The following is a 24420-nucleotide window of genomic DNA, read 5'->3' as shown; positions in this document are numbered from 1 at the left end:
ACGCTCAGTCGCCGGCCACTTCGGCCTCGGCCAGGCCGGCGACCAGCAGCGCAAAGCTGTAGTCCTGGGCGCGCTCGCGCAGCGAGTCGAAGCGCCCGGACGCGCCGCCGTGGCCGGCGCCCATGTTGGTGCGCAGCAGGGTCAGGCCGCTGTCGGTGCGCAGCTCGCGCACCCGTGCCACCCACTTGGCCGGCTCCCAGTAGGTCACCCGGGGGTCGGTCAACCCGGCAGTGGCCAGCAGATGCGGGTAGGCCTGGGCGCTGACCTGGTCATAAGGGCTGTAGGAGAGTATGTAGTCGTAGGCGGCCTCGTCGTTGATCGGATTGCCCCACTCGTTCCACTCCGGCGGGGTCAGCGGCAGCGAGGGATCGGAGATGGTGTTGACCACATCGACGAAAGGCACCGCACCGATCACGCCGGCAAACAGCTCGGGCGCCTGATTCATGGCCGCGCCGACCAGCAGCCCGCCGGCCGAGCCGCCGAAAGCGACGATCCGTCCCTGGCCGGTGTAGCCGGCCTCGATCAGCGCCCGGCCGGCGTCGACGAAGTCGTTGAAGGTGTTGATCTTGCGGTCGAGCTTGCCGTCCAGGTACCACTGGTAGCCGTTGTCGGTGCCGCCGCGCACGTGGGCAACGGCAAAAATCATGCCGCGGTCGACCAGCGACAGATTGCTGGTCGAAAACGTCGCCGGCATGGCCAGGCCGTAGGAGCCGTAGCCGTAGAGCATCAGCGGCGCGCTGCCGTCGAGTTCAAGACCGGCGCGGTGCAGCAGGGTCACCGGCACCCGGGCGCCGTCGCGGGCAGTGATCTCGAGCCGGCGCACGGTATAGGCTGCCGGATCGTGGCCGGACGGAATTTCCTGCTCCTTGCGCAGCGTGCGCTCGCGCGTGGCCATGTCGAAATCCCAGGTCTGGCGCGGCGTTGACGGGCTCTGGTAGGTAAAACGAAGCTCGTTGGTGGAAAATTCGTAGCCGCCGCTCATGCCCAGCGCGTAGGCCTCCTCGGCAAAATCGATGGCGTACTCCTGGCCGCTGTCGAGGTTGCGCACGATGATGCGCGGCAGGGCGCTTGCGCGCTCCGAGCGCACCAGCCAGTGCTCAAAGCCCATCAGACCGGTGACGTACACGCCCGGCCGGTGGGCAATGAATTCCTCCCAGTTCTGGCGCCGCGGATCGGCCACCGGCGCGCGCATGATCTTGAAATCCACCGCACCGCCCTGGTTGGTCAGGATGAACATGCTCTCGCCGGTCTCGGTCAGCTCGTACTCCACGCCGCTCTCGCGCTCGGACACCAGCAGCGCCTCGGCGGCCGCATCGCTGGCGTCGTAAAGACGGACTTCGCTGGTGGTGTGATCACCGGCCTGCAGCATGATCCAGGTATCGCCGTCGCTGCGGTCGACGCTGACGAAAAAGCCGTCGTCGGGCTCCTCGTAGACCAGCTCGCGCTCGCTCGAATCGATGGCCTGGCGGTAGACGCGCTTGGAGCGCGCGTTTTCATCGCGCCAGACCCAGTAAATCGTGCGCGAGTCGTTGGCCCAGACCAGCGAGCCGTAGCCTTCATCGGTGAGCGTGGCGATGTCTTCACCGGTGCTCAGATCGCGCACGTGGATGGTGTAGTACTCCGAGCCCTTGGTGTCCACCGCCCAGGCCGCGTAGCGCTGGTTCGGGCTGTGCTCGAAGGCGGCCAGACTGAAATAATCGTGATCTTCGGCCTCGGCGTCGCCGTCGAACAGGATGATCTCGTCGCCGGAAATCTCGCCCTGCGCATCGGCCGGTCGGCGCGCGAAGATCGGATACTGCCCGCCCTCGCGGAAGCGCGAGTAGTAGAACCATTCGCGATCGCGGCTGGGCACGGAGCTGTCGTCTTCCTTGATGCGCCCGCGCATCTCGGCAAAGATCTTGTCCTCGAGCGCACTGAGCGGGGCCATGACGTCATCGTGGTAGGCGTTCTCGGCCTCCAGCACGGTGCGGATCTCTTCGCGCAGCAGCGACGGATCGCGCATCACCTGCTGCCAGTTGTCGTCGCGCAGCCAGGCGTAGGGATCGACGCGCTCGCGCCCCAGCTGCTCGATGGTGACGGGCCGGGCCTGGATGGTCGGCGGCGTGAAACTCAGCGCGCGCTCGATCAGCGGCGATGTTGTGGTGCGGGTATCGGTCATTTCAGCCTTTGGGTTGGATCGGGTGGGCTCATCGGCGGCACCGGGCTCGGCCGCGGTCAGGAACACCAGCGCGACGCAGGCGCTGGCCAATGACAGAACGCCAGGAAAACGAAACATGGGGATGCCTCCGATGAGGGTGCTTGCAGGTCAGCGGGTGGCGAGTATAAACCCTTGGCGGGCTCGGTTCATGCGCGCGCGCCGGCAAACGCAAACGGCCCGGATGAACCGGGCCGTTTGCGGGAGATAGGCGAAGACAGCAGACAGCCGCGCGGGCTGCCCCGCCGCACGCTGAGCTGGGGAGCCTCTGAATAACTCTGCGCGGAGCGCGTTTCCGTCGGAAAAGCCGCAGATCGTGTGATGCGAACCGAGTGACAGTAGCCATCGCTACGGCCGAGGGACGCAGCGCGCGAGGTGCGGCTTTTCCGGCGAAACCCTGACGGGACGGGTCTTTGCGGGCGACTCGCCGCGTTTCGGCTCGCTCATTTGGAACAACCAAACCACGCTCGCCGAAGCCGCAACGAGTCATCCCGCAAAGACACCGTCGCGCCCGCGCAGAGTTATTCAGAGGCTCCCTAGTGGGCCATCAGGCGCGCATCAATCGCGGTAGGCCGTGGCCTGGTCGGCCAGCTGGCGCTGCGGGGCCATCGGGATCACGTAGCGCTCGAAGACCTGGTCGATCTCGGCGCGCTGCGGCGCCTGACCCTCGCGCACCTGCTCGGCGAGCGCGAACAGGCCGTCGATGATGGGCATGCCGTCAACCTCGGTGTCGAGCACCACGCCGCCGTTATCGAAATGATGCTGCCAGATGGCGCGCACCTCGGCCCAGTAGGCGCTGGTCTCTTCCCAGTACTCGTAGACCGGGGTGAAATCGACCTCGTCGGTGGCGATGTAGTTGTTGAAGCCGAACTCGCGCACCAGCACCTGTTCGGTGTCCCCGTCGACCCGGACCACCTTGGAGTTGTCCTGCTCGTGGGTCCAGCCTTCGGGGGTGATGGTGTGCCGGTTTTCCACGTTCAGCGCGGTGTAGTCCTCGCGCGTGGTGTACTCGCGGCGCGGCAGCGGGCGCCAGCTGCGATCCGAGGTCCAGGTCGCGTGACCGTAGCGGTGGTTCCAGCGCCCGGTCCCGCAGTAGCGCGGTGCGTCGGAGACTTCGTACACGCACTGGGTCCAGGCGCCGCGCGTGGTCTCAGGATCGACCGGCACCTTGCGCCAGGTCTGATCGTCGAGAAACTCCAGGCGATGGCTGGCCTCCCAGGTCCAGTCCTGGCGCCAGTGCTTGATGACTTCGCCGCCGTCTTCACCGCCAACCAGCAGCAGGTGCTGGAGCACGATGCGATCGGGCTCGTCTTCGATCAGGATGACCACTTCGGAAGCGCCGCTGCGCTTGGCCGCCTTGCGCTCGTAGCCCTCGGCCAGGGCCACGGTCTCGTCGAAGGCAAAGGTCACGACGTACTCTCCGGCCATGGCCAGAATGGCCGCGCGGTCGGCCTCCGACGGGGCGGCCGCGGCGCGCGCCTCGGTGGCGGGCTCGACGGCCGGCTCGATCCGGGGCTCGCTGTCGGCGCTGGGGCGAGGAAGATTGCCGGCACAAGCGCTCAGCAAGAACACGGCAGGCAGGATAACAATCGGGTGTCGCATGGATACTCTCCTTCTGGGTCGGTCGGTCATTTGGTCAGGATCAGCTTGCCGAAGCGGGTTTCGCGCAGTTCGTAGCGGTGGCCGTTGTGCCGGATCAGGATGCGGCCGTCGCGCCCGAGCAGCATGCGGCTGTCGATTTCGCCGACTTCGTCAGGCCGCGATCGGTCGGCTTTCGCATCGTTGCGGCGATGGGGTCTCAGTTCAGCCACTGGAACTCCCGGGCAATGCTCAGGCGCAGCGACCGCCCCGGCTGGTCGATGGCGTTGGGATGGATGCGGTAGTCCCTGTCGAGCAGGTTGTCAAAGCCGAGGCGAAACTCGAAGCCGGCCAGTGCGCCGGCGCGCGGCAGCCAGGCGGCGTTCAGGTCGACCTTGCCGTAGCCCGGCGTGGTCAGCGCCCCCTCGGGCACATCGTCGCGGCCGCGGGCCGCAATCCATTCGCCGCCCAGGCGCAGCTGCCGGTCGAACAGGTACAGGCCGGCAGCCAGGGTCAGGCGGTCGGACTGCAGACTGGCCAGTTCGCCACCGCCGTTGCGGCGTTCGCCGTCAAGCAGGGTCAGCCCCAGCCGCACGTAGCCGCGCGCATGGGCCAGCTCGGCAGTGAACTCGGCGCCTTCGATCCGGGCATCGACGTTGCGGTTGCTGGTGATGCCGGGAAACACCGCCGTCTGGGTGATCGGGTCAAAGGCGGGCGGGCCGCTGATGAAGGTCACGAACTGGTCGACGAAATCATCCACGTCGCTGCGGTGGGCGGTCGCTTCCAGGCTCAGGGAAAAATCGCTCTCGCCCAGGCGCGGGGTGCGCCAGCGCGCGCCGACCTGGAACTGGCTGGACTGTTCCGGCTCAAGCTCCGGGGTGGGTACGAACTCGTTGATCACGACCTGGCCCGGACCCAGCGGCACCACGAAATGCACGCCGTCGGCGTACAGCTCGGTCAGGCTGGGGGCGCGGAAGGCCTCGGCGTACTCCACCCACAAGTAGGTGGAATCGGCCGGCTGCCAGCCCAGGGCCAGGCGCGGCGTGGTCTGGCTTTCGTCGCGATCGGGGAAGTCGCCGTCGGCCGAGTAGCTGAAGTCGTCGTAACGCAGCCCTGGAATCAGCGCAACGCCGCCGGCCAGCGGCAGCTCGAGCTGGGCGAAGGCAGCCTGGTAGTCGACCTCGGCGTCCGGAAACTGGCGCCGGGCCTGGCCGTTGCGCAGCCCGCTCTGGCGGTCGCGGTAAAGCTCGGTACCCACCGTCAGCCGCAGCGGCTCGTCGCCGCGCCGGCCGAAATCGATCGAGTTGACCAGGTCCAGGCCGCGGGTGTCGAAGTCGGTGACATCGACCCGGCCGTCGTCGAGCCGGAATTCGGTTGCCTCGACCTCGTTGCGGTAGAGCGTGGCGGTCAGGTCGAGCCAGGTCAGCGCCGGGTCGTCGTTGCGATAGCTCAAGCGGGTCTGGCGACGCTCGGTCAGACGATCGACCAGGTTGGTCGCGGTCGCCACCTCGTTGCTGTTGGTGGGATTGAGGCCCTGGTTGTCGAAGCCCTCGACGCTGAGCTCGAGTCGCTGATTGGAGTCGGGCTCGAAACCCAGCTTGAGCAGCTGAGCCTCGATCTCGTCGCGGGTGGCCAGGATATCGTTACCGGAGCCGTCGACCAGGTCCTCGCCGACGTCGCGCCGGGTCAGGGCCGCCAGCCAGTCGAAACTGCCGTGCTGGCCGTAGGCGGTCAGGTTGGCCTGCCACTGATCGCCGTTGTCGTCGTAGCCGCCGCCCAGGCGCAGGCCGAGACCGTCTTGCTCCCCGAGGCGGCTGCGCCCGGTGCTGGTCTCGATCACGAACACCCCGCCCAGCGCACCACTGCCGTACAGCGCCGAACCGGCTCCGCGCAGCACTTCGATCGAGTCGATCAGTTCCGGATCGAACAGGAAGCGGCCGCCGTGAGCCTTGTTGAAGTTGAGGCGGCCGCCGTCGACCCGGATCACGACCTGCTCGTCGGCAAAGCCGCGAATCGAGGGTTCCTCGGCAATGCGGCGCGGACCGCCGAAGATGCTCACCCCGGGCACCGCTTCGAACACGTCCTGGAACCCATACGGCTGTATCAGGCTGATTTCGTCGCGCGAGATGCGGCTGACCGAGGCCGGCGTGGTGAACGCAAGACGCTCGGTCCGGGTTGCGGTCACCACGATCCGGTCGAGGCTGAACAGGTCGGTGACCGGGAACGATGCGGCGCCGGATCGCTCGCCTTCAGTGGCGGTCTCCGGTCCGGGTTCCTCGGCAGCCAGCGCCGAGCAGGCCAGCGCCAGCGGCATCAGGGCAGGGATTGATCGTTTAAACACGCAAGATCTCCAGTCCGATGGGAATGCGCTGCCGCGTGGCAGCGCGGGGGTTGTCGGCCTGGCTGGGTATCGCGGAGGATACTGGCTGAGCGGTTTCCGTATAGAACTTTAATACGAATGCGAATAGTTTGCAACCTGCTTCTATTCTCATTCATCCGATACGCGACCGAATCGGCTGGTTTATCGCCGCGCCAGGGTGGGCCGAAGCACCTGCAAAAAGGGGGAAATCCGGGATTTCGGCGCAGCCGCGCTGTTGTCGGCGTATGCTGAAAAACCTACTGGAAATCGCCTCGCCCGCCGATGCAGGCGGGCTGCAAAAGAGATTCGACATGGACCGCCTGGAACAAGTCGAACGATTGCTCGAAGTCTTTGCCGAGCGCACCGGCCTCACGGGCGCCTCTGCACCGCGCAGATACCTCTGGACCGACGCTTTCGCGGTCTGCACTTATCTGTCGCTTCATCTTGAGCACGCTGACGATAAATTCCTCGTCCGGGCTCGGGCGCTGGTCGACCAGGTCCACGACGTGCTCGGGGCCTACGCCGACAACGACCCGCGCAGCGGCCGGTTGGGGGCCAGGAGCGAGCAAGAATACGCCGCCTCCCCGACCGGGGCAGGGCTTCGCATCGGCAAGCAGCAGCCCGAGCGCGAGCCGGGGGAGGCGTTCGACGAGCGCCGCGAGTGGGACCGCGACGGTCAGTATTTCCACTACCTGACCCGCTGGATGCACGCCCTGGAGCGGATGGCCGAGACCACGGGCGAGCGGCACTACCACCGCTGGGCCGTAGATCTGGCGCTGACCGCGTTTGCCGCGTTCGTGCACCAACCGCCGGGCGGCGCCACCCCGCGCATGGTCTGGAAAATGAGCGTCGACCTGGACCGTCCGCTGGTTCCGTCGATGGGCCACCACGACCCGCTGGACGGCTGGGTGCTGACGCAGATCCTGCTGGCATCAGACCACGGCGACGAGGATGAACGAAGCGACTTGCGCCGCTGCGCCTCGGTCTATCGGGAGATTTTCGCCCGCCGCGACCTGGCCACCGCCGACCCGCTGGGCATCGGCGGCCTGCTGGTCGATGCCTGGCAGCTGTTCCGGATCGGGCCCGATGCCGAGCCGACCGTATCGGCCCGGATTCCGGAACTGATCGATGCCGCCGCGCCGGGGCTGGACCAGTTGGTCGGCCAGCGTCAGTTCGCCGCAGCGCCCCGCTACCGCCTGGGCTTCCGCGAACTGGGCCTGGCCACGGGATTGCGCGCCGCCCAACAGCTGAACCAATGCCTGTCGGCTTCCGACAGCGCCGGCCCGGCCCGGCTGGGCGCGTTGCTGACGCGCATTTCGGGCCGGCTTTCGCTGGCCGACGAGATCGAGCAGACCTGGCTGGATCCCGCCAACCGGGCGGTTCCGTCGTGGACCGACCACCGCGACATCAACGACGTCATGCTGGCCGCCTGCCTGGCGCCGGCCGGCTATCTGGGCCCCGCGCCGGGCCGCCAATCGCAACAGGAGACTTCTTCATGAGCAGCTTCAATCAGCAGCGCGAAGAGATGGTGCAACGCCAGCTCCGCGAGCGGAGCATCCGCGACGAGCGCGTGCTCGACGCCATGCGCGCGGTGCCGCGCGAGCGCTTCGTGCCCAGGCGCCACCGCGATTTGAGCTATCGCGACGGGCCGTTGCCGATCGAAGCCGGCCAGACCATCTCGCAACCCTACATCGTGGCGCTGATGGCCGAAGCGCTGGAACTCGAGGCCACCGATCGCGTGCTCGAAGTCGGTGCCGGCTCGGGCTATGCCGCCGCGGTCCTGAGCCGCATCGCCGCCGGGGTTTACGCGATCGAATACCACGATGAACTGGCCCACCTGGCGGCCGAGCGCATGGCGGCGCTGGGCTACGACAACGTCGAGGTCACCCAGGGCGACGGCACCCGCGGCTGGCCGTCGCAGGCCCCGTTCGACGCCATCCTGGTTTCGGCCGGCGGTCCGGACGTACCGCCGACGCTGCTCGAGCAGCTCGCCGTCGGTGGCCGCATGGTCATTCCGGTGGGCGACCGCACCCGCAGCCAGGAGCTGCTGCGGGTGCGGAAAATCGACGACCACGAGTATCGCCAGGATTCGCTGGGGCGGGTCCAGTTCGTACCGCTGGTCGGCAGCGAAGGCTGGCAGGCCGGCGCGCCGGAGCCGCCGAAGCCACCGCGCGGGCCGAAATTCTCGCTCAAGCGCCAGCGCCTTTCCAGCCGCGTGGCCGAAGCCTGCGAGCCGTTCGACGGCATCGACTCAGCCGACGTCGAGGCCATCGTCGAGCGCGCCCGCAAGGCGCGCGTGGTGATGATCGGCGAGGCCAGTCACGGCACCTCGGAGTTCTACCGGATGCGCGCCCGCATCACCCGCGCTCTGATCGAGCAGGCTGATTTCAACGTGGTCGGCATCGAGGCCGACTGGCCCGATACCAGCATGCTCGATCGCTGGGCGCGCGGCTGGGAGGGACCGCCACTGCCCGAGGCCCCATTCGGGCGTTTTCCGAGGTGGATGTGGCGAAACCGGGAGATGCTGGAATTCGTCGACTGGCTGAGCGCGCACAATCGTGGCCTGTCCGATCCCGAGCGCCGGACCAGCATTCACGGACTGGACCTTTACAGCCTGTACAACTCGATCCAGACCGTGCTGGAGTACCTGGATCGCGTCGACCCGGCGGCCGCCGACCGCGCGCGCCAGCGCTATGGCTGCTTTTCGCCGTGGGAGAAGGAGCCGGCCACCTACGGACGCGCCACCGTTACCGGCCAGCGCGAGGACTGCGAAGACGAGGTCGTCGCCACCCTACGCGATCTGCTGGCCAGGCGCATGGACTACCGCACGGCCGACGGCGAGGCGCTGTTCGACTCCGAGCAGAACGCGCGCGTCGTGCAAAGCGCCGAGCGCTACTACCGGGTCATGTATCACGGCTCGAGAGAGTCATGGAACCTGCGCGACAAGCACATGTTCATGACCCTGCAAGCCGTCATGCGGCACCGCGGCGAAAACGTCCGCGCCGTGGTGTGGGCGCACAACAGCCATGTCGGCAACGCCGCGGCCACCGAAATGGGCTTGCGCGGCGAGACCAATATCGGCCACCTGGCCCGGGAAGCCTGGGGAGACGAGGCCTACCTGATCGGTTTCGGGACCGATCACGGCACCGTGGCGGCGGCCTCGAACTGGGACGAGCCGATGCAGGTCATGAAGGTTCGGCCCTCGCACAGCGACAGCTACGAGCAGATCTGCCACCAAAGCGGGGTGCGCCGATTCACCCTGCCGCTGCGCGGCGACGATGACCTGCGCGAGGCCCTGGCCACGCCGCGCCTGGAGCGCGCCATCGGCGTGATCTACCGGCCCGAGACCGAACGCATCAGTCATTACTTCCAGTCGGTACTGCCCGAGCAGTTCGACGAATACATCTGGTTCGACGAAACCTCCGCCGTCGAGCCGCTGACACAAAGCGACCGCGAAGCCCTGCCCGACGAGCACCCGCTCAAGGGTTGAGCTTCGCGGCCGCCGTCTAGCGAAATCGCTTCGCGACGATGCCGATGGGCGCCCGCCTGTGGCGCAATCGTCTGAATCTGGGCACTTAGCGGGAAGGGCGCGTCCAGACTCGATACCATGAAATCCAATCCGCACTGAACGCCATGCCTGATGCTGACCGGGCTCAAGCCAGACGATTCCAACGACAACTCTCAGGGCCGCGATCCCGATCGGGTCATGCGACGCAGCGTCCAGCAGGGCCAGCTGTTCATCTGGATGGCGCTGGCGGTACTGCTGGTTTTTTATTTCACCAGCGACTTCGATGAGCCGCAGACCAATTCGCTGACCTACTCCGAGTTTCTCTCGGCCGTCGATGACGGGCGCGTCGAACAAGTGGTTCTGCGCGGTCAGGAAATTAGCGGCCAGCTGACCGAACAGGCGGTTGAAAACGATGACGATATCGATCTGGCGCGGTTTCAGACGCTGCGACCGGAGATCGAGGACCCGCGCCTGCTCGAACGCCTGGAAAGCCAGGGCGTGGCGGTCGACGTCCAGCCGAGCGAGCCGCCGTGGTGGGCGCAGATCCTGCTGCGGGCGCTGCCTTGGATCCTGGCGTTGGGCCTGCTGTTGTGGTTCTGGAACCGGATGGCGCAAAAAGCGCTGGCCAGCGGCGCCGGCCCCTTCAGTCTCGGTCGCTCCAAAGCCAGAAGAATCGAGCAAAAGCAAAGCGAGGTCCGCCTCAAACACGTCGCCGGCGCCGACAACGCCAAGCGCGAGGTCAAGGAAGTGATCGACTACCTGAAAGACCCCGAGCGCTTTCGCAAGCTCGGCGCGAAAATTCCCCACGGCCTTTTGCTGATGGGGCCACCGGGAACCGGAAAAACGCTGATGGCGCGTGCGGTGGCCGGCGAAGCTGACGTGCCGTTCTACAGCGTAACCGGTTCGGAGTTCATCGAGATGTTCGTCGGCGTCGGCGCCTCGCGGGTGCGCGACATGTTCGACAACGCGCGCAAGACCGCGCCGTCGGTGATCTTCATCGACGAACTCGACGCCATCGGTCGCAGCCGCGGTACCGGCATGGGCGGCGGCCACGACGAGCGTGAGCAGACGCTCAACCAGATCCTGGCGCAGATGGACGGTTTCGAGCCGCACGAGGCGGTCGTCGTGCTGGCCGCGACCAATCGTCCCGATGTGCTCGACAACGCGCTCCTGCGACCCGGTCGCTTCGACCGCAAGATCACCATGGACCGTCCCGACCGCAAGGCGCGCAAGGCGATCCTCGAGGTCCATACCGATGCGCTCCCGCTTGCCGACGACGTCGACCTGGACCGCCTGGCGCGCATCACGATCGGCTTTTCCGGCGCCGACCTGGCCAACCTGGCCAACGAGGCCGCCCTGCTGGCCGGGCGCAAGCAAAAAGAGCGAATCGACTGGACCTGCTTTACCGAGGCCCGCGACCGGGCGATGCTCGGCCAGGCGCGCGATTCCGCCCTCGGCGAGCGCGAACGCAAGCTGGTCGCCTACCACGAGTCCGGCCACGCCCTGCTGGCCGAGCTGCTGCCCCACGCCGACCCGGTCGACAAGATCAGCGTCCTGCCGCGAGCCCAGAGTCTGGGCGCGACCTCGCAGTTGCCCGAAGAGGAGCGCTACAACTACAGCGAGAAGTACCTGCGCGACCGCATCGGGGTAATGTTCGGCGGCCGGCTGGCAGAATCCATCGTCTTCGGCGAGGTCAGCAACGGCGCCGAGAACGACCTCGAGCAGGCCACCCGTCTGGCGCGCAGAATGGTCGGACGCTGGGGCATGAGCGAGCGCATCGGCCCGGCCTCGTTTGCCGAAAGCGACCAGCACGTGTTCCTCGGCAAGGAAATGGCGCAGGAACGAATCCACAGCGAAGCCATGGCCGCGATGATCGACGAGGAAATCCAGGCGCTGCTCAAGGACATCGAGTCCGGCGCCCGCGAGCTGCTGGAAAAACACCGCGACACCCTCGATGCACTGGCCGAGGCGGTGGCTGAAAACGAAACCCTGGAAAGCGAGGCGGTGCGCGAGATTCTCGATCAGGCCGAGGATTGAGGCCAGCGCGGGCCGGCCGCTCAGGCGCGCTGGTGGTCGGCGCCCGTCCCGCTCCACCACGCCCGCGCGTCCTCCAGCGCGCAGTACAGCGCCGGCACCATGATCAGCGCAATCACGGTGACGAACAGAATCCCGAAGCCCAGGCTCAGCGCCATCGGGATCAGAAACCGGGCCTGGAGCGAGGTTTCGAAGATCATCGGCGCCAGCCCGAAGAACGTCGTCAGCGAGGTCAGCAGCACGGGCCGAAAGCGGCGCAGGGTGCCGTCGATGACGGCCTGGCGAATGGACTGACCCTCTGAGCAGCGCTGGTTGATGGTCACGATCAGGATCAATGAGTCGTTGACCACCACCCCGGCCAGCGCCACCAGGCCGAACATGCTGATCAGGCTGAGATCAAAGCCCATGAGCAGATGCCCCAGCAGCGCGCCGAGAAAGCCGAAGGGCACCGCCAGCAAAATGAGCACCGGCTGCGCGTAGCTGGAAAACACCACCGCCAGCAGACCGTACATGACGATCACCGCCAGGACCATGCCGTAGGCCAGCGCCTGCAGCGATTCGCGCTGATCCTGCTGAACGCCGGAGACATCGAAGCGCAATCCGGCAAAGCGCTGCTGCAGCTCGGGAATCTCGTTTTCCCGCAGACCGGCGTTGACCTTGCCGGCCGAGGTGACGGCGCGGTCGACGCGCGCGGTGACATTGACCACCCGCTGACCCTGCTCGCGCTCGATGACGGTGCGCGAACGGCTGTACTCAACTTCGGCCGCTTCGCGCAGCGGGATTTCGCCGCCGCCCGGGGTCAGGATGATCTTGTCGAGCAGATCGCCGACCTGGCGGCGATCGTCCGGGGCCCGTCGCACGTAGACGCGCAGCTCGTCGGTGCCGCGCTGGGTGCGCAACGCTTCCTGGCCGAAGAACGCGCCGCGCACCTGGCGCGCCAGGTCCAGCTCGGTCACGCCCAGCGCCCGCGCCGCCGGCTTGAGGCGCAGCTCGATCTGGGGTTTGCCCGGGACGAAGCCGTCGTCGATCTGCGATACCCCGGCGTAGCCACCGATGGCCCGGGCAAATTCCGCGGCCGCTTCGCGCAACACCCCGAGGTCTTCGTGGGCCAGGCGGAAGGCGATATCCGGCCCCTGCCCCGGACCGGCCCGGTAGGCAAACGAGAGCTTGTCGACGCCGGCCACCTCACCGATCTGGTCTTGCCAGCCGCGCACGACATCGGCGGCCGAGACCTCGCGCTGACCGGCGGGCACCAGTGAAACCGCCACGGCCGCCAGGTGGCGGGCGCTGTCGGCGGCCTGGGCAAGCCCGCGCTCGCGGGCCGCGTCCTGCGAACCGATGGTCGCCAGAACCCCCTCGACCACCGGCGCGTCGAAGGCCTGCTCCTGCAGCCGATCGATGGCGTCGACGACGCGGCGCGCGACCCGCCGGGTCTCTTCGACCGGGGCACCGACCGGCAGCTGGATGTTGGCGGTGACGATATCGGACTCGATCTCGGGCATGAACCGGAACGCGATCCGTCCGCTGGCGACATAGCCGATGGCGATCAGCAGCAGGGCGAAACCGGCCACGATGGTGAAATAGCGCCACCTGACCACGCCGCCGACAAACGGCCTGAAATAGCCCTCGACCAAAGACTCGAAGCGCTCGGAAAACGACTGCTGCCAGCGCGCCGCCCGCCGCAGCCAGGGCCGGCGCTCCTCGGTTCGCATGTGCGCCAGATGAGCCGGCAGCACCAGGAATGACTCCATCAGCGAAAGCAGCAGGATCGGAATCACGATCAGCGGGATGACGCGGAAGAATTCGCCGAGCACCCCGGGCAGAAACAGCAGCGGCACGAACGCCACGATCGTGGTCAGGACCGCAAACACCACCGGCTTGAGCACCTCGCGCGTGCCTTTCAGGGCGGCCCGGGGCGCGCTGTCGCCGCCCTGCAGGTAGTGAAACGAGGCCTCGCCGACGACAATGGCATCATCGACCACGACGCCGAGCACCAGGATGAAGGCAAACAGCGAAATCATGTTGATCGACACACCGAGCAAGGGCATGAACAGGAACGAGCCGAGCAGCGCCACGGCCAGTCCCACCGTGACCCAGAACGAGAGCCTGGGGCGCAGGAACAGGGTCAGGATCAGCAGCACGAGCAGCAGCCCCAGCAGGCCGTTTTCGACCAGCAGATCAATCCGATCCTTGAAAATGATCGACGCGTCGTCCCAGATGTGCAGCTTGAGCGTCGACGGCCATTCCCGGCGCATTCGCTCGACGTACTCATGGACCGCGCGCGAGCCCTCCAGCGGCGAATGCGCGCTGCTTCGATAGACTTCCAGGCGCACCGCCTCGCGGCCGTTGAACAAGGTGGCCTGGCCGGTTTCACGAAACCCGTCGACGACCTCGGCAATCTCGCCGAGGGTGATGCGCGTGCCGTCCGGGCGGGCGATGATGGTGATGTCGGCGAAGGCTTCGCCGCGCTCGCGTCGCTCCATGATGCGCAGCAGGTAATCGCCGGTCGCGGTCTCGAGATCGCCGGCCGGGAGCTCGACCGAGGCCTGGTCGATGCGCCGCGCCAGCTCCGATCGGGTCAGGCCGAACTCGCGCAACACCGCCTGCTCGACCTCGACGGCGATCTCGGGCTGCGGCAGACCGGCCAGCTCGACCTGGGCAAGCCGCGGGTCGCGCAACAGATCGCGCCTGGCCTGCTCGGCGGTTGCCCGCAGGGTCTGCCGACCGACCTCGCCGTACAGGATCAGCGACAGCACCTGGCGGCGATTGGTCGGTGCGCTGATGATCGGCTGCTCGGCGTTTTCCGGAAACGACGTAATCCGGTTGACCGCGCTTTCGATGTCGTTGCGCGCTTCGTTGACCGACGCCCCGCGCGCGAGCTCCGCGCTCACCTGGCCCTGGCCCTCGCGCGCGACCGAACGGATTTCATCGATGCCGTCAACGCCGCGCATGGCCTCCTCCACGGCCAGCACGATGCCCTCCTCCACCTCTTCCGGCGTGCCGCCGGGATAGGGCACGGTCACGCGCACCACATCGAGCACGGCTTCCGGAAACACCTCCTGCTGCACGCGAGAGAGCGACAGCAGGCCGCCGATGAGAAAGACCAGCATCACCAGGTTGGCCGCGACCGGGTTGGCGATCACCCAGCCAATCACGCCGTTACGACCGGCGTCGCTGCCTCCGGCCTCGGCGCTCATTGGTCTTCGGACGCGTCTTCGGAGGGCCCGGTCCGGAGTTCCATGCCCTCGATGGGGTTGGCGATCATGCTCGTGACCACACGATCTCCGGCCTCGAGACCGTCGGAAATGTAGACCCGATCATCGCGGCGCAGGAAAATCTCGGGCTTGCGTATGGCCAGGGTGCCGTCGCCGGTCATGACGAACAGCCGGTCGCGGTTGCGCATCGCCCCGGCCGGCAGCTCGACCAGCTCGCGCTCGGCGGCCAGCTCGATTTCTACGTCGACATACGCCCCGAACAGCATCGGGCGGATCGGTTCTGACGCCGCGCCAGCCGGCTCGCCGCCCGCTTGCTCCAGCCCCAGCGGATCGTCCATCGCAAACAGCACCCGCGCCATGCGACCGGCCGGATCGAGGCTGCCGGCCAGATGCAGAATACGGATCGGCCGCGCGACCTCGACGTCGCCGAGGCGGTAGCGGGCCGTGCCGCGCGAGCCGTTTTCGGCGTTCCAGCCCGGGATCTTGAGATGCGGCAGATGGCGTGCCGCGACCCGGACGAGAACGTGGGCGGTTTCAGTACCCAGCAATCGGGCCACCGGACTGCCCGGCTGCAGGACCTGACCGATCTCGATCTGCTCGCCATCGACGATGCTGTCGAAGGGCGCGGTGACCGTCGCCCGCGCCAGATTGAGCCTGGCCTGCTCCAGATCCGCCTGCGCGCGTTCGATCGCCGCTCGGGTTCTGCGCAATTGGGGCTCGCGCAGAATCAGACTCAGCTTGTCGTCGGCCTCGACGGTCGAATCAAACTCCCGGAACGATTCCAGCTCCTCGCGGGCCGAAGCCTGGCGCCCCTGCTCGAGCTCGAGCTCGGCGCGCGCGTCCTCTAAGCGCGCCGAGGCCTGGCTGACGGCCAGCTCGAAATCAGCCTTCTCGATCTCGACCAGGGTCTCGCCGGCCGCCACCCGCCCGCCGAGGATCAGCGCCGGGTGGACGCTGACGACCTGACCACCAACCTGGGCCGGCAAAGACAGCTGGCGCGCCGCCTGGAGCTCGCCGTGGACAGCAATCGAGGGTCGAACGGCCCGTGCGGGCGCATCGATGACCTCGACCAGTACCGCTGATGGCGTCGATTCGCCGCGCGGAGCGTCCTGACCGGTCGGGAGGAAATAAGCGACCAGGCCCGCGGCCAGCGCCAGCACCGCCAGCGAAGCCAGCAGTTGGCGAAGCCAGGGCCGATCCGACCCCGGCGACGCCCTGTCCGATCGCCCGCTCATCGATCCAACGGCGGACTCGCGGACGGCGGCGCCGGGTCGGCGCTCTGGCGGTCAGCGCGGCGCGCGACCGGGCTATTCGATCTCGCCGGTCTCGATGCGCTGTTCATAGATTTCTTCGAGCTCGTAGATGTCTTGCATCAGCTCGAAAAATCCGTGCCAGTGGGCGTAGTCGGCCGCGCCGTGCAGCGCGCCCATGCGCGCGCGCCGGCCCTGGTGGTGCCACATATGGTAGAAGGTGAGCTGGAAGTCGTCGCCCCAGGGGTTGTCCTTGAGAAGGCCTTTTTCTTCGAGCTCGTCCCTCATTTCCTTGGCCGGGTCGTAATAGGCCTGGTTGTACAGCCGCACGGCTTTGTCGGCCTGCTGGAAGAAGCTGTCGGTATGCAGGCTGCTGTGGCAGGCGCTGCAGACCTGCTCCATCTTGTCGCGGCCGGCCGGACCATCGCCGAGGATGGGGCTCATCGGATCGTCGGAGTCGCGCACGGACGAACGCTGGGCCCATGAGACCCAGTACAGGCGCTCGGAGATATTGTGCGTGGTCTTGAGCTCGCCGATGCCGGCCATGTGGCAGGTCGAGCACACCGGGCCGCGGAAATCGCCCACTTCCCAGGCGCCCGGGGCGACGTCCCAGTTCCATTCCTCGTCGTTGCGGGTGTTGTAGATATGGCCGTGCTTGGAGGCCTCGAAAATCTCGATATTGGGATGGTCCGGACCCAGGTGACACTCGGCGCAGGCGAACGGCTTGCGCGCCTCGGCAATCGAGAATCGGTGGCGCGAGTGGCACGCGGTGCAGTTGCCGGTGCTGCCGCTGGGATAGACGTTACCCATCCCGGCATTGGGCCAGGTCTCCGGCGTCGGCCGCCCGTCCTCGTCGAGTTTGATCTCGGTGCCGTGGCACTGCATGCAGCCGGTTTCGTTGGGCGCTCCGGCCAGCTCTGGATGGTTCTGACCTTCGTGCACATCGGTCAGGGCATGGAGATTGTCTTTCGGAACGATCTGGTGATAGGAACGATAGTGGCCGCTTTCGGTGAACTGCTCGTGCTCGACGGCGTGGCAGCGCGCGCAGGTACTGGGGGGTACGAGCACGGAAATGTGGACCTCGTCTTCAAGCATCGACGCGTCATAGTCGGACATATCGAAGACCTCGTCGTGCAGGATGGCGGTCTCGGAATCGGCCGGCACGGCGTGACAATCGATGCACGACACGCCGACGTGGCCATGACGGCTGTGACGCCAGTCGTTGGTCGTGTTGGGACTGACCTTGGCGTGACAGGTCACGCAGTTCTTGCCGGCTTCGGTCAGGCCACGATCGATCGACAGCGTCTTGATCTGGGTCAGGTCGCCGGGGTCTTCGTTCTGGGCCGCAGCAAAGGTCGCCAGACAGGCGAGCATGGCTAGGACGATCATTTGATGAATCATTCGCATGGCTGTTGCTCTCCTCATTCTCCGAAAAATCGATCGAGATGGGCGCTCAGGTTTTCGTGGCCGACGTGGGCGTGACAGGTCACGCACTGGCGCTCTGTCTCGCCCCGAAAATAGGCGCGATGGGCGATGAAGCTTGACGGATTGCCTTCGCTGGCGCGCTCGAGATCGCTGTGGCATTTCAGGCAGCCGGAATCGAATACCAGGCGCTCGCGCTCCTCGCGCTTGGCTTCCCAGTCGATCTCGTCGATGTCGTAGGTCAGCTGCGCCCACAGGCTGTGGGTGCCGAAACGTGCCTTGGCCCACATGTAGTTGAGCGGGTTATCGTGCGGCGCGTGACAATCGGTACACGCGGCCTGGATGCCCTGCTCGCCGGCCCCGCCGTGGACGTCCTCGCGGTAGGCCGCCACCATCGGCCGCATGGCGTGGCAAGTGCTGCAGAACTCGGCGTCGCCGGTCTCGTGGACGACCACATCGGTAATCGCCCACGACCCGATCACGAAAATCGGGATAAGGATGGCGGCGACGACGGCGTACTTTATCCAGCGCATGACAGGCGCGCTCCAGTGGCATCTGTCATTTACCGTAGGGCATGGCGTGAACGCCTGCCTGGATTCGGCCGATATCGCTCGAAACAGGCCAGAATTGACCGCCGTCAAGCCGCACAGAGCGCCGCCGTGCGATCTACAGTTTCTGCAGCAAGCGCACCGCGGCAAACGGCGCGTCGTCTTCCGTCAAGGCCTCCTCGAGCCGGGCCTTGGCGGCATCGTCGTCGGGAAAATCGGACAAAACAAGCTCGGCTTCGATCTCGCTGCCGGTGAAATGGAGCACGATGTCGGCAATCTCGGCCGCGGGACAGATCGCCTCCACGCTCGATTCGACAAACTTTTCCAGCTCGTCGCGGGTCGGGGCTTCGGCCGCCCTGGACGCATCGTGGGCGTGCCCGGCCGGGTCGATATGGACGGTCACATCCGTGACATCGGCGTGCTTTTGCAGCACGCGATGTTCGACCAGTTCGGCAATCCTGTGGCCTTCGCTGACCGATATCAGCCGATCGACCTTGGCGTGGACATCCAGCACGATCTCACCGGCCAGGCGGCGTGCCCGCAGCGTCTGGCAGTCGCGAACACCTTCGGTCCGGGCGATGGTTTCGGCGATCGCCCGCTGCTGTTGTCGATCGATGGCCGCCTCGACCAGTTCGTCAAAGGCATCGCGGCCGAGACGATACGTCACCCTGAGCAGCAGGAGGACCACGACCGCAGCGGCCAGCTGATCGCCGTAGGCAAAGCCGGCCAGACTGGCAACGATGCCGGCCAGGACGGCGACCGAGGAAAGCCCGTCGGCGCGATGGTGCCAGGCGTTGGCGATGATGGGGCTGGAGTCGGCTTTCCTGCCCTGGCTCAGGGCGTAGCGAAACAGCAGCTCGTTGAGCACGACGGAAAAACCCGCCGCGATCAGCGCCACCGTGCCGAGGTTGCGGGCCGTCTTGCCGGCCAGCAGGTCCGAGACCAGATTCCAGCCCAGCCCCAGGGCCGTGGCCAGCAGAAACCCGGAAAGCAGCAGCGTGCCGAAGGTTTCAAACTTGCCGTGGCCGTACGGATGGGACTCATCCGCTTCGGCCCGGCCCAGGCGAATGGCCACGAAGGCGATCAGGTCGGTCAGCAGGTCGGCCAGGGAGTGGATGGCATCGGCGATCAGCGCCTGAGAGCCGGAAATCCAACCGCCAACCCCCTTGACCCCGGTCAGGGTCAGGTTGGTGAGCGCGCCGGCAATCGAGGTTCGCCACGCCGCGCGCTTGGCCAGGCCGGCCTTGTCCGAACCGGTCACGGCTGTTTCCCGATCGGTTGATCGGCTTCATCCCGGCCCGGAAGCGATGCAGGTCGAGCCGCCACCATGGCTTAAGGCTAATGGTTGCGCCAGTGGGCCTGCTGCTGACGGTGCTGATGAATCACTTGTTTAGCCCTCGGGGACGATGCGCATGACGCGCCCGTCGGATTCATCGGTCACCAGATAGATGTAGCCATCCGGTCCCTGGACGACGTCGCGCACGCGATGGCCGACTTCCAGCCACTCCTCGGCAACGACCCGACCGTCTGCCAGCACCAGCCGCGAGACCAGGGCCGAGCGCAGGCCGCCGACGAACAGGTCGCCCCGCCATTCGGGAAAGACCTCGCCGGTGTAGAAACTCATGCCCGAAGGGGCGATCACCGGATCCCAGTAATAGACCGGCTGCTCCATGCCGTCCTGTTCGGTCTTGCCTTCGTAGACTTCGCCGCCGCGGTACTCGATGCCGTAGGAGATGGCCGGCCAGCCGTAGTTCTTGCCCGCCTCGGTCAGATTGAGTTCATCACCGCCGCGCGGGCCGTGTTCGACCGTCCAGAGCTCACCCGTTTCGGGGTGCACGTCGGCGGCCTGGATGTTGCGGTGGCCCCAGGACCACATTTCCGGGGCGTTTTCTTGGTGGTCGATAAAGGGGTTGTCGTCGGGTATCGAGCCGTCGGTATGGATGCGCGCCACCGTGCCGATCAGGTTGGTCGGGTCCTGGGCATTCTGGCGCACGGGATGGCCTTGACGATCACCCATGGTCACCCAGATCGTGTCGGCGTCCTGGAACACGATGCGCGAGCCGTAGTGGCCGACCGATTCAACGCTGGGATACTGGCTGAAGATGATTTCGACTTCCTCCAGGGCAGTGGCGTCTTCGCTCAGCCGGGCGCGGGCAACGGCCGTGTTGTTGGTGCCGTCCTCGTGCGGTTCGGAAAAGCTCAGATAGAGCGTCCGGCTGGATTCGAAATCGGGCGCGAGCGCAATATCGAGCAGACCGCCCTGGCGGCGCGCGTCGACCGCCGGGACGCCGGACACCGGATCGGAAATATCGCCATCGGCGCTGACCACGCGCAGGCGGCCCGGGCGCTCGGTCACCAGCATGGCGCCGTCGGGCAGAAAATCGATCGCCCAGGGATGCTCCAGGCCCTGGGCGACGGTCTCGGTCGTCCAGGCCTCGGTGGCCGCCGGTTTCGGTGCGCGGGTCTGGCCTTGGAAAGCGGGCTCATAGTCAGCCTCTGGCGGTCGTGTTTCCTCCGGGGACCGGGCGGGCCGGGACTCAGACGACGCAGCGGCTTCGGCGCTTTGGCCGGCATCCGGGGCGGCCTGCTGGCCGGCGTTGCAGGCGGTCAGACCGAATACGAGAAACATCGACAGAACATGGCGCATGGGGATTTCCCTTGGGGCTGGATGATGCCTTTATCCTAACCCGTAAGCTCTCATTCATTGGTCGCCGCGCTCGTCGAACACCAGCTTTCTCGAAAACAAGAAATTGAAGCTCATCCCAACCACGCCCCCGACCCACACACCCACCAGCGGCATGACGGCTTCCCAGAACGGCGTCAGCTCGGCCTGTTCTCCGGCAAAGACGATGAGCGAGAACACGCCGAAATTGAGCACCCCGCCGAGGGCGTGAACGCTGAAAAACCGCAGCAACTCGTCGAGCAACGCGCGTCCGCGCTCGATATGGTGAAAGGTGAAATAGCGATTGAGCACGTAGCCGGTCGACATGGCCGCCGCGTAGGACACCACCCGGGCCAGATAGACGTTCAGACCCGGAAGGTCCTTGAGCAGATACAGCAAACCCGCATCAATCAGCGCGATGGTGCTGCCGACGCAGGCAAAGCGGAAAAACGTCGCGCGCGAACTCGAAGAGCGCACGCCGCGCCGGATCAGGTTTGTGGAGCCTCGGAGGGAGATGGCGTTGTCCTTGGGGAGAAGCGGTGGCGAGCAGTTGCCTGTCGAGCCCCCTAGTCTAATCAAGCCGCGCGCGGCGGGGTCTGCCCCGTCACCCTCGCCTGCGGTAAATTGGGCGGATGACGGCAACCCGACCATCATCGCGACACACGCCGCGCGTGCCGCTGCCGGCACGACTGCTGTTTTCCCTGTGGATGGCGGTGTGGGTGCCGGTGGTACTGGCCTCGCAGGGGCCGCAGAACTTCTGGTGGTTGTGCAACCTGGCCCAGTTCATCGTTTTGTGGTGCGTGTGGAACCCCCGACCGCTGCTGCTGTCCAGCCAGGCCGGCACCGTAGTGCTGGTGGGTCTGGTGTGGACGCTGGACCTGATCGCGGCCATCGCGCTGGGCGCCAGCCCAACCGGCATCACCGCCTACATGTTCAACGATGACCTCCCGCTCGCCCTGCGCGCGACCTCCACCTATCACCTGTGGCTGCCGCTGTTCATCCTTTGGCTGTGCCGCAGCGACCGGGTGGGCTACGACCGGCGCGGTCCGTGGCTTCAGTGCCTGATCGGGTCGGCCGCGGTTGTCGGCGGCTGGTGGTTCGGCGACCCCGAGCGCAACCTCAACTATACCCACGCGCCGTTCGGCATCGACCAGGTCTGGCTGCCCGACGGCGTGTACGTCGGGCTGCTTTGCCTGGTCATGGTGGCGCTCGTCTACCTGCCCGGCCACTGGCTGGTGCGCAGCGTGGTCGGTACCCTGCCCCTGCGTAGCGCAAAACATCCACCATGACCGTGTCCCGGACCGACCCAACCCTGACTCGACTGCAGCGGCGTTTGCAAGCGCATCCTGCACGGCATAAGATAATTAGCCAGCACCCCCCGATGGTGGCTACGATGCGGCTTGGCATACGGTTGGCGAACGTTGGTCTTCTCGCGCTTCTCGGCTTGTCCGAGTTTTCTGCCGGAGCAACCCTGACCTATCCCGGCGCGGCGCCCTGCGACGACACGCTGCAGGCCTGCCTCGACGGCGCCGCTGCGGGCGATATCGTCGAGCTCGCAACGAATGCCCCCATCGATGAAGATCTGGCCATCACGAAAAGCCTCACGCTTCGCGCCGCAGACGGCTTCGCGCCGGTCATCGGCGGGGGTGCAGACGAGCGCTCGGTCGATGTTTGCAGCTTCTTTGCACCGGTAACGGCACCGATTTCGGTAGCCCTCGACGGGCTCCGCTTCGACCTGACCGCGGTGCGCTGCGCGCTGGCTTTTGATCGGCCGCAGCATCGCCTGACCGTCCGCAACAGCACGTTCAGATTCGTCAAGGACGCGTCCGGCCCTCCCATCCTCGATTTCAGCCTCCAAAGCGCGGCCGATATCGTCATCGAGCGCAACGTCGTTGAATTCGCGCTCGACCATAATGCCGTTCCCGCCATCAGAATCATCGCTGCAATCGCTGCAGATGCCGACATCAATGTGAGCGATAACCGGATCGCCAGCACGGGCGCGGGCGTACAGATATCGGGCCGCGACGCCAGCACGCTGCTGGCAACGGTGAATCGCAACCGCATCACCGCCAGCGAGCCGGCCAACAGCGGCATTGGCATCGAGTTCTCCTTCAGTGATGGCGGAAGCTATTCCGCCGCCGCACTGGGCAACGTGATTTACGGCGTCGGCGGCTGCAACTGCGGCCGAAACAGCGGCATTCACATCACCACACCCAATTTCACCGGTGAGGCGAGCTTCACCGTCACCAACAACACCATCGCTGCCACCGAAGCCGGCGCCCAAGGGCTGCTTGCGGTTCTCCAGGGCACCGGAGACCTGGCGCTTGAGGTCTATAACAATACGCTGAGCCGCATCGGAGGCGGAGGATTCAGAATCGAAAACTACGGCACCGGAACCTTGGCGGCCACCGCCGGGGCCAACAACTCGTTCCTCAACGGCAGCCGCGATATCTTCCTGAATGTCGAGCCGTTCACGAACCTGGCCTCCGATCCGCTGTTTGTCGACGAGGCCGCCGCCGATTACCGCCTGCGCGCCGGCTCCCCGCTGATAGATGCCGGTGTCGACGATCCGATCGGCGGGACGACCGAGCTCGACGCCGAAGGCGATTTACGCCGGTCCGGCGCCGCCATCGATGTCGGCGCCTATGAATTCGCCGTGGCCGGGCCGGTCTTGTTCCTGGACCGCGCGCGTTTTCTCGGCGCAACCGGCGCCACGACGGAGAGCTGGCGATACGTCAAGGGGTCGCCGCTGGATTCTTATCGAAGCGGTAACGTGGAGTTTGATGCCATCGCCCCTTCGACCCTGAATTTCGACGAATGGCCGGCCGATTTCCCCGCCGACAACGATATCGAGCTCGCCATCAACGGCAACGAAGACCTCGATATCTCGCTGGTTGCCGGTTTTACCTATGCCATGGGAATCGATTTCGACGATGCTTCCGGCGGCAGCACGCCGTCGACGTTCGAGATTACGGTCATGACGGGCGAGGCAGAACTCGCCCGTTTCCAGTTCGACACCCCGCAGGCCCTTGAACAGAACTACATCGGGGTGTGGGCACGAGAACCGTTCAACCGGCTGCAGATCCGCGAAAGCTCCGCCGCCAACGAAAACGAATTCTTCGGCACCGTTTCGACAAGCCAGCGCCCACTGCCGCGGACTATTTTCAGCGACCGTTTCGATTCCGCACGCTGAGCGCGGCAAGCGCCGACCCAAAAAAGCCAGCCAAAGCGCCCAGCGGGGGTTCAGCCGGGCCGGTATTTCGCCCCAGGAATCCGGGTCCGAGGCAAAAACGCGCTGATCACTCGTCGTGAATCAGGTGGCAGTTGGCGCATTCCATGCCCATGGTGTGGGCAGAAATCGCCTTGAAGTCGTCGTTGGGCTGGTGGCACATGGCGCAGGTTTCGTCAGACACCGGCTCCGGTTTCGCGCGCGGGTTGGACAGGTGCTCTTCGGCCCCGTCCTGATGGCAGACCATGCAGTTCTGGTGGGCCTGGACGGGGGTTTCCTCCATGGCCTGGTGGCACATCAGGCACTGATCGTTGTCGGCCAGCGCCGGGGCGGCCAGGGCCGTCAACAGCAGAATCAGCAATACAAGACTCAATCGTTTCATCGGGGGCTCTCGTCAACTCAGTGTCTGTGGGCAGGCTTG

17 protein-coding genes are annotated in these 24420 nt (G+C 66.2%); 5 read left to right on the top strand and 12 right to left on the bottom strand.

Translation table 11 applies throughout. The features are described from left to right. Window positions 1-4: 4 nt before the first annotated feature. The 4 genes from G3I74_RS13890 to G3I74_RS13875 form a co-directional block, all read right to left on the bottom strand. Window positions 5-2275, bottom strand: a complete 2271-nt coding sequence (locus tag G3I74_RS13890) for a S9 family peptidase (RefSeq protein ID WP_164212211.1) — start codon at window positions 2273-2275, stop codon at window positions 5-7. A gap of 477 nt (window positions 2276-2752) precedes the next feature. Continuing rightward, the gene (locus G3I74_RS13885) at window positions 2753-3796 is read right to left on the bottom strand and encodes a DUF6607 family protein (protein ID WP_203594766.1); all 1044 of its coding nucleotides are present in this window, start codon (window positions 3794-3796) and stop codon (window positions 2753-2755) included. Between the two features lie 26 nt (window positions 3797-3822). Further along, complete coding sequence (gene hemP / locus G3I74_RS16030) at window positions 3823-4005, bottom strand: hemin uptake protein HemP (protein ID WP_338063119.1); 183 nt, start codon at window positions 4003-4005, stop codon at window positions 3823-3825. Beyond that, complete coding sequence (locus tag G3I74_RS13875; protein WP_164212210.1) at window positions 3993-6113, bottom strand: TonB-dependent receptor domain-containing protein; 2121 nt, start codon at window positions 6111-6113, stop codon at window positions 3993-3995. The genes hemP and G3I74_RS13875 overlap by 13 nt, the downstream gene beginning before the upstream one ends. A 263-nt stretch (window positions 6114-6376) precedes the next feature. On the opposite strand from G3I74_RS13875, the gene G3I74_RS13870 reads away from it, so the two are divergent. From G3I74_RS13870 to ftsH, 3 genes are all read left to right on the top strand, one after another. Continuing rightward, window positions 6377-7630 carry a hypothetical protein gene (locus G3I74_RS13870; RefSeq protein WP_164212209.1) on the top strand — a complete coding sequence of 418 codons (1254 nt, stop codon included), beginning with the start codon at window positions 6377-6379 and terminating at the stop codon, window positions 7628-7630. Beyond that, on the top strand, window positions 7627-9621 hold the full coding sequence (locus G3I74_RS13865; protein ID WP_164212208.1) for a protein-L-isoaspartate(D-aspartate) O-methyltransferase: 1995 nt from the start codon (window positions 7627-7629) through the stop codon (window positions 9619-9621). The genes G3I74_RS13870 and G3I74_RS13865 overlap by 4 nt, the downstream gene beginning before the upstream one ends. A 150-nt stretch (window positions 9622-9771) precedes the next feature. Next, window positions 9772-11676, top strand: a complete 1905-nt coding sequence (gene ftsH, locus G3I74_RS13860; RefSeq protein ID WP_164212207.1) for an ATP-dependent zinc metalloprotease FtsH — start codon at window positions 9772-9774, stop codon at window positions 11674-11676. 20 nt (window positions 11677-11696) lie between these two features. Here ftsH and G3I74_RS13855 read toward each other — a convergent pair whose 3' ends face one another. The 7 genes from G3I74_RS13855 to G3I74_RS13825 form a co-directional block, all read right to left on the bottom strand. Beyond that, a complete protein-coding gene (locus tag G3I74_RS13855; protein WP_164212206.1) occupies window positions 11697-14870 on the bottom strand; it encodes an efflux RND transporter permease subunit in 3174 nt (1057 codons plus the stop codon). Then, window positions 14867-16123 carry an efflux RND transporter periplasmic adaptor subunit gene (locus G3I74_RS13850; protein WP_164212205.1) on the bottom strand — a complete coding sequence of 419 codons (1257 nt, stop codon included), beginning with the start codon at window positions 16121-16123 and terminating at the stop codon, window positions 14867-14869. The genes G3I74_RS13855 and G3I74_RS13850 overlap by 4 nt, the downstream gene beginning before the upstream one ends. Before the next feature lie 72 nt (window positions 16124-16195). After that, window positions 16196-17545 carry a multiheme c-type cytochrome gene (locus tag G3I74_RS13845; protein WP_239056930.1) on the bottom strand — a complete coding sequence of 450 codons (1350 nt, stop codon included), beginning with the start codon at window positions 17543-17545 and terminating at the stop codon, window positions 16196-16198. A 14-nt stretch (window positions 17546-17559) separates the two neighbouring features. Beyond that, window positions 17560-18093 (bottom strand): cytochrome c3 family protein, encoded by a 534-nt coding sequence (locus G3I74_RS13840; protein WP_164212204.1) that lies wholly within the window; start codon window positions 18091-18093, stop codon window positions 17560-17562. Window positions 18094-18226: 133 nt separating this feature from the next. After that, on the bottom strand, window positions 18227-19369 hold the full coding sequence (locus tag G3I74_RS13835; protein WP_164212203.1) for a cation diffusion facilitator family transporter: 1143 nt from the start codon (window positions 19367-19369) through the stop codon (window positions 18227-18229). Window positions 19370-19498: 129 nt separating this feature from the next. Next, on the bottom strand, window positions 19499-20755 hold the full coding sequence (locus G3I74_RS13830; protein WP_203594764.1) for a PQQ-dependent sugar dehydrogenase: 1257 nt from the start codon (window positions 20753-20755) through the stop codon (window positions 19499-19501). A 54-nt stretch (window positions 20756-20809) separates the two neighbouring features. After that, the gene (locus tag G3I74_RS13825; RefSeq protein ID WP_164212202.1) at window positions 20810-21247 is read right to left on the bottom strand and encodes a GtrA family protein; all 438 of its coding nucleotides are present in this window, start codon (window positions 21245-21247) and stop codon (window positions 20810-20812) included. Between the two features lie 155 nt (window positions 21248-21402). On the opposite strand from G3I74_RS13825, the gene G3I74_RS13820 reads away from it, so the two are divergent. Further along, the gene (locus G3I74_RS13820; protein WP_164212201.1) at window positions 21403-22059 is read left to right on the top strand and encodes a hypothetical protein; all 657 of its coding nucleotides are present in this window, start codon (window positions 21403-21405) and stop codon (window positions 22057-22059) included. Window positions 22060-22151: 92 nt separating this feature from the next. Then, window positions 22152-23963 (top strand): choice-of-anchor Q domain-containing protein, encoded by a 1812-nt coding sequence (locus G3I74_RS13815; protein WP_203594763.1) that lies wholly within the window; start codon window positions 22152-22154, stop codon window positions 23961-23963. Between the two features lie 106 nt (window positions 23964-24069). On the opposite strand, the gene G3I74_RS13810 is transcribed toward G3I74_RS13815, so the two are convergent. Further along, entirely contained in the window at window positions 24070-24381 is a 312-nt protein-coding gene (locus G3I74_RS13810; protein WP_164212199.1) for a hypothetical protein, read from the bottom strand. Window positions 24382-24420 lie beyond the last annotated feature (39 nt).

Origin of the sequence: Wenzhouxiangella limi (assembly GCF_010499265.1) — a bacterium.
Classification (GTDB): domain Bacteria; phylum Pseudomonadota; class Gammaproteobacteria; order Xanthomonadales; family Wenzhouxiangellaceae; genus Wenzhouxiangella; species Wenzhouxiangella limi.
This window is presented reverse-complemented; position numbering and strand designations above follow the sequence as displayed.